This is a genomic window from Neisseria sp. SLRRB23, from assembly GCF_050896295.1.
GTDB lineage: Bacteria > Pseudomonadota > Gammaproteobacteria > Burkholderiales > Neisseriaceae > Neisseria.
The window spans coordinates 1-374 of the sequence record NZ_JBPBFH010000121.1; the positions used below are offsets into that span (position 1 = coordinate 1).

2 pseudogenes are annotated in these 374 nt (G+C 58.3%); both read right to left on the reverse strand.

Features of this window, described 5'->3' with window-relative positions:
- Positions 1 to 112 precede the first annotated feature (112 nt).
- Positions 113 to 238 (reverse strand): annotated as a pseudogene (locus ACRPFF_RS11395) (hypothetical protein); the annotation flags it as partial.
- A gap of 8 nt (positions 239 to 246) precedes the next feature.
- Positions 247 to 374 (reverse strand): annotated as a pseudogene (locus tag ACRPFF_RS11400) (SAM-dependent methyltransferase); the annotation flags it as partial.

Sequence of the window (374 nt, forward strand, 5' to 3'; positions counted from 1 at the left end):
GTGACGTCGAGTCTCGTGGGCTCGGAGATGTGTATAAGCGACAGGTTCCAAAACATCGTCCAAATCCGCTGCCGCCAGTGTGGCAACATCATCCAAGCCCATTTGCTGCAAATTCGTGGTTCGGATGGAACGCGGCACGGCGGCTTTGGGTTTTGCCGGCTTGAAAGTTGGTCAGGGTCACTTTGAGCGGGTTCAAAACCGCCATCAGGCGCGGGGCGGAGTTTTCCAGCTCTTCGCGTTTTTGGATTCACTGGGCAGGATGTCCGAAGCGAATACCGCGCCGGTCGGGCCGGCCTGCTTGGCAGCGACCTGCGACCAGCTTCCCGGTGCGTCGCCTAACTCCGCCAATATGGTTCCGGGTTTGATTCGTTTGT